Annotated in this window: 4 protein-coding genes; 1 reads left to right on the top strand and 3 read right to left on the bottom strand. The window is 67.9% G+C overall.

The window, feature by feature from the left end; translation table 11 throughout:
- Nucleotides 1-260 precede the first annotated feature (260 nt).
- Nucleotides 261-1,094 (top strand): helix-turn-helix domain-containing protein, encoded by an 834-nt coding sequence (locus KIT86_RS23905; protein ID WP_297403053.1) that lies wholly within the window; start codon nt 261-263, stop codon nt 1,092-1,094.
- 61 nt (nt 1,095-1,155) lie between these two features.
- Here the strand turns inward: KIT86_RS23905 and acnB are convergent, their stop codons facing one another.
- The 3 genes from acnB to KIT86_RS23890 all read right to left on the bottom strand — a co-directional run bounded on the left by acnB (nt 1,156) and on the right by KIT86_RS23890 (nt 5,826).
- Nucleotides 1,156-3,750, bottom strand: coding sequence for a bifunctional aconitate hydratase 2/2-methylisocitrate dehydratase (gene acnB / locus KIT86_RS23900; RefSeq protein WP_297403051.1), 2,595 nt, complete (start codon nt 3,748-3,750; stop codon nt 1,156-1,158).
- A gap of 66 nt (nt 3,751-3,816) precedes the next feature.
- A complete protein-coding gene (locus KIT86_RS23895) occupies nt 3,817-4,821 on the bottom strand; it encodes an aldolase/citrate lyase family protein (RefSeq protein WP_297403049.1) in 1,005 nt (334 codons plus the stop codon).
- 18 nt (nt 4,822-4,839) lie between these two features.
- The gene (locus tag KIT86_RS23890; protein ID WP_297403047.1) at nt 4,840-5,826 is read right to left on the bottom strand and encodes a malate dehydrogenase; all 987 of its coding nucleotides are present in this window, start codon (nt 5,824-5,826) and stop codon (nt 4,840-4,842) included.
- Nucleotides 5,827-5,934: the final 108 nt, after the last annotated feature.

Below are 5,934 nucleotides of genomic sequence, written 5' to 3'. Positions count from 1 at the left end.
CAGCAGGCCAGACAGGGTGCCGGCCAGCGCCAGGTGAAGGACGGCGGTGCCGGTGCCGGACAGGGCGTCGGCCCAGAGGACGCGGCGCAGGCCGACCGGGCTGGTGAGGGAAGCGATGAGGGACATGGTGAACTCCTTGATGAGGTGAGGAAGGATGGGATTCAGGGCATCCGGGGTGCATGGTGGGACGGGGCGCGCACGGCGTCCATGACGTGGCAGGTCATGGCCGGACGGCCGCCAGCTGCCCTACCATGCCGCCCATGAACACCCCGACCTTGCCCGCCCGCGCCCTCTCGCCGTCCACGCCGTCGCCGTTTGGCGAGCGCCTGCGCCACTGGCGCCAGCGCCGCCGCCTGAGCCAGCTCGACCTCGCCCATGTGGCTGACGTGTCCACCCGCCACCTGAGCTATGTGGAGACCGGCCGCGCCAGCCCGAGCCGCGACATGGTGTTGCGCCTGGTCGACCGGCTGGAGGTGCCTTTGCGCGAACGCAACGCGCTGCTGGAAGCCGCTGGGTACGCCCCGATGTACCGCGAGCGCCCGCTGGACGCGCCCGACATGGCGGCTGCGCGGGCGGCGGTCAAGCGCATCCTGGATTGCCACGAACCCTGGCCCGCGCTGGCGATGGACCGGCACTGGAACCTGGTGATGCACAACCGGCTGGTGCCGCTGCTGATGGCGGGTGCCTCGCCCCGGCTGATGGAAGGCCCCATCAATGTGCTGCGCCTGAGCCTGCACCCCGAGGGGCTGGCGCCGCGCATCGCCAACCTGCGGCAATGGCGCGAGCACCTCTTCGAGCGCCTGCGCCAGCAGATCCACGCCACCGGCGACGAGTCGCTGGCCGCGCTGCTGGCCGAGCTCAAGGGCTATCCGGCGTCGTTCGGCAACGATGCAGGCACCCTGCCGGGCGAACACCATGGCGTGCTGATGCCGTTCCAGTTCAATACCGGCCATGGGGTGCTGAACTTGGTGAGCACCACCACGGTGTTCGGCTCGCCGGTGGACATCACGCTGCAGGAGCTGGCGCTGGAGACGTTCTTTCCAGGCGACGAAGCGTCGGCGGCCTTGCTCCGGCAACTCGCCGCGCAGGCATAAAAAAAGCCGCTGCAGACGCAGCGGCTTTTTGATCCAGGGCGCCGAGGGCGGCGCCCGGGGCTTACACCGCCTTGGCGGCTTCGGCGTACTCCTCGATCTGGTCGAAGTTCATGTACTGGTAGATCGCCGCGCCGTCCTTGTTGACCACGCCCATCGCCTCGTGGTACTCGGCCACGGTGGGGATGTGGCCCAGCTTGGACGCGATGGCCGCGAGCTCGGCCGAGGCCAGGTACACGTTGGTGTTCTTGCCCAGCCGGTTCGGGAAGTTGCGGGTGGAGGTGGAGACCACGGTCGCACCCTCGCGCACCTGCGCCTGGTTGCCCATGCACAGCGAGCAACCGGGCATCTCGGTGCGGGCACCGGCGGTGCCGAATGCCGCGTAGTGGCCTTCCTTGATCAGTTCGCTCTCGTCCATCTTGGTCGGCGGTGCGACCCACAGCTTGACGGGGATGTCGCGCTGGCCGCCCAGCAGCTTGGCCGCGGCGCGGAAGTGGCCGATGTTGGTCATGCAAGAACCGATGAAGGCTTCATCGATCTTGGTCCCGGCCACGTCGGACAGGGTCTTGGCGTCATCGGGGTCGTTCGGGCAGCAGAGAATGGGTTCCTTGATGTCGGCCAGGTCGATCTCGATCACGGCGGCGTACTCGGCGTCCTTGTCGGCTTCGAGCAGGCTGGGGTTGGCCAGCCAGGCTTCCACCTTTTCGATGCGGCGCTTGAGGCTGCGCGCGTCCTGGTAGCCCTGAGCGATCATGTTCTTCATGAGCACCACGTTGCTGGTGAGGTATTCCTTCACCGGCTCGGGGTTGAGCTTGATGGTGCAACCGGCGGCGGAGCGCTCGGCCGAGGCATCGCTGAGCTCGAATGCCTGTTCGACCTTGAGGTCCGGCAGGCCCTCGATTTCCAGGATGCGGCCCGAGAAGATGTTCTTCTTGCCGGCCTTGGCCACGGTCAGCAGGCCGGCCTTGATCGCGTACAGCGGGATCGCGTGCACCAGGTCGCGCAGGGTCACGCCCGGCTGCATCTGGCCCTTGAAGCGCACCAGCACGGATTCGGGCATGTCCAGCGGCATCACGCCGGTGGCGGCGCCGAAGGCCACCAGGCCGGAGCCGGCGGGGAAGCTGATGCCGATCGGGAAACGGGTGTGCGAGTCACCGCCGGTGCCCACGGTGTCGGGCAGCAGCAGGCGGTTGAGCCAGCTGTGGATCACGCCGTCGCCCGGGCGCAGGGCCACGCCGCCGCGGTTGCTGATGAAGGCGGGCAGCTCGCGGTGGGTCTTCACGTCCACCGGCTTGGGGTAGGCAGCGGTGTGGCAGAAGGACTGCATCACCATGTCGGCGCTGAAGCCCAGGCAGGCCAGGTCCTTCAGTTCGTCGCGGGTCATCGGGCCGGTGGTGTCCTGCGAGCCCACGGTCGTCATCTTGGGTTCGCAATAGGTGCCCGGGCGCACGCCAAAGCCTTCGGGCAGGCCGACCGCGCGGCCCACCATCTTCTGTGCCAGGGTGAAGCCGGCCTTGGTTTCGGCGGGCGCCTGCGGCAGGCGGAACACCGTGCTCGCGCCCAGGCCGAGGAATTCACGCGCCTTGGCGGTGAGCGAGCGGCCGATGATGAGGTTGATGCGGCCGCCGGCGCGCACTTCGTCGAAGAGCACGTCGCTGCGCAGCTGGAACTCCACCAGGGTGGCACCCCCCTTGGTGATCTTGCCCTCGTAGGGATGGATGTCGATCACGTCGCCCATTTCGAGCTTGCTCACGTCCACTTCGATGGGCAGCGCGCCGGAGTCTTCCTGGGTGTTGAAGAAGATGGGAGCGATCTTGCCGCCGAGCGTGACGCCGCCAAAGCGCTTGTTGGGCACGAAGGGGATGTCCTGGCCGGTGGCCCAGATGACGCTGTTGGTGGCCGACTTGCGGCTGGAGCCGGTGCCCACCACGTCGCCCACGTAGGCCACGAGATGGCCCTTTTTCTTGAGGTCGTCGATGAACTGCATCGGGCCGCGCTTGCCGTCTTCCTCGGGCTTGAAGGCCGCGCCTTCGCGCGTGTTCTTCAGCATGGCAAGGTAGTGCAGCGGGATGTCCGGGCGGCTCCAGGCGTCGGGTGCGGGCGAGAGGTCGTCGGTGTTGGTTTCGCCGGGAACCTTGAACACGGTCACGGTAATGGTCTTGTCGACTTCAGGGCGGCTGGTGAACCACTCGGCATCGGCCCAGCTCTGGATCACCTGGCGGGCCTTGAGGTTGCCGGCCTTGGCCTTCTCGGCCACGTCGTTGAAGAAGTCGAACATCAGCAGGGTCTTCTTCAGGCCCTCGGCGGCCACGCTGGCCACTTCCTCGTCGTCCAGCAGCTCGATCAGCGGGTGCACGTTGTAACCACCCACCATGGTGCCCAGCAGCTCGGTGGCCTTGGCCTTGGAGATCAGGTCCACCTTCACGTCGCCATGCGCGACGGCGGCCAGGAAGCTGGCCTTGACCTTGGCCGCGTCGTCCACGCCGGGCGGCACGCGGTGCGTGAGCAGGTCCAGCAGGAAGGCGTCCTCACCGGCCGGCGGCGTCTTGATCAGCTCGATCAGGTCGGCGACCTGCTTGGCGTCCAGCGGCAGCGGAGGAATGCCCAGCGCAGCGCGTTCGGCGGCGTGGGCGCGGTAGTCGGTCAGGAAGGTGGACATGGGATTCTCCAGTGGGGGATGTGAAATTCGTGGGGCGAAGAACAGGGGGACGGCGGCCAGGCAAGCTCAATGCCGCAAGGCGGCTGGTTCGGCGAAGTGCGCTTGCACCGACTCCGGCAATGGCAGGCCGGTCTGGTGGGCGCGCTCCAGCACCTGCCAGAAGTAGCGGTAGCTCGCGCGGTCGTGCAGGCGGCCTTCGAACTGCACCGGCGCCCAGTCGGCGGCCAGGGCCCGCTCGATGAGGGCCGCGGCGGTGTCGACCTCGCTCGCCTGGGGCGCGAACGCGGCCAGGATGGGGCGGATCTGGTCGGGGTGGATGCTCCACATGCGCGTGTAGCCCAGCTCGCGCGCGGCTTTGCCAGCCGCCTGCTGCAGGGCATCCAGGTGCTTGAACTCGGTGACCACGCAATGCGAAGGCACTTTGCCGTGCGCGTGGCAGGCCGAGGCGATCTCCAGCTTGGCGCGCAGCACGAGCGGGTGCGAGAACTGGCCGGCGGCGCTCATGCCATCGGCCGGTATGGCCCCGCCGTGCGCGGAGACAAAGTCCATCAGCCCGAAGCTGATGCTCTGCACGCGGGGATGGGCAGCCAGGTCGAAGGCGCGGTGGACCGCGGCGGGCGATTCGACGAGCACGTGCAGAGGCAGGGTGCGGGCACCGGCGGCGTCGAGCGCCGCGGCTGCGCGCTGCACATCGGCCACCGTTTCGACCTTGGGCACCATGAGGTGGGCCAGGCGGTGGCCGGCGCGCGCCGCGATGGTGGCCACGTCGGCGTCGAACGCCGGGTGGTCCACCGGGTGCACGCGCACCGCCACGCGCGCCTCGGGCGCTGCGGCCAGGGCCAGCTCCGTCACCAGCGCGGCGTGCTCGGCTTCGCCGCCCACGGGCGCGCCGTCCTCGCAGTCGAGCGTGACGTCAAAGACGCAGGTCCCGAACTCCTCGGCCATCTCGGCCTGCAGCGCCAGGCTCTTGCGCATCCGGGCCTCCACCCCGCTGTAGTGGTCGCAGACCGGCAGCGCGAACGCGCCGGCCTGGGCACCGAGCAGGATGTGTCGGGGATGAAGCGGAGCCAAAGCGCGGTTACCAGCCGATTACAGGAGGTGCTTGACGCCGTCCTGCTCGCCCTTGAGCTCGTCCAGGGTCTTGTTGATGCGCTCTTGCGAGAAGGCGTCGATCTCCAGGCCTTCGATGATCTTGTACTTGCCGCCTTCGGTGGTGACGGGGAAGCCGAAGATCACGTCCTTGGGAATGCCGTATTCGCCGTTGGAGGGCACGCCCATGGTGACCCACTTGCCATTGGAGCCCAGGGCCCAGTCGCGCATGTGGTCGATGGCGGCGTTGGCGGCCGAAGCGGCCGACGACAGGCCGCGTGCCTCGATGATGGCAGCGCCGCGCTTGCCCACGGTGGGCAGGAAGGTGTCGGCGTTCCACACCTGGTCGTTGATCGCGTCCTTCACGCTCTTGCCGCCGATGGTGGCGAAGCGGTAGTCGGCGTACATGGTGGGCGAGTGGTTGCCCCAGACGGTGAGCTTCTCGATTTCACCGACCTTGCCACCGGTCTTGGCGGCGATCTGGCTGGCGGCGCGGTTGTGGTCCAGGCGCAGCATGGCGGTGAAGTTCTCGCGCGGCAGGCTGGGCGCGCTCTTCATGGCGATGTAGGCGTTGGTGTTGGCGGGGTTGCCGACCACCAGCACCTTGACGTCGCGGCTGGCCACCTTGTCCAGCGCCTTGCCCTGGGCGGTGAAGATCTGGGCGTTGGCGGCCAGCAGGTCGGCGCGTTCCATGCCGGGGCCGCGCGGACGGGCGCCCACGAGCAGGGCGTAGTCGGTGTCCTTGAAGGCGGTCATGGGGTCGCTGTGGGCTTCCATCCCGGCCAGCAGCGGGAATGCGCAGTCTTCCAGTTCCATCATCACGCCCTTGAGCGCCTTCTGGGCCTTCTCGTCCGGGATTTCCAGCAGTTGCAGGATCACGGGCTGGTCCTTGCCGAGCATCTCGCCGGAGGCGATGCGAAACAGCAGGGCGTAACCGATCTGGCCAGCGGCGCCGGTGACGGCAACGCGAACGGGCTTCTTGTTCATGGTGAAAACTCCGGAAAAGGACGTTGGGGGAGAGACAAATGACGAGGTGGGCGAGCCCCCTGGACAGCCCGTGAGTGTACCCTCGCAAACCCTGATACGTCAATTTGT

This window comes from Hydrogenophaga sp. (assembly GCF_026125825.1).
GTDB lineage: Bacteria > Pseudomonadota > Gammaproteobacteria > Burkholderiales > Burkholderiaceae_C > Hydrogenophaga.
This window is presented reverse-complemented; position numbering and strand designations above follow the sequence as displayed.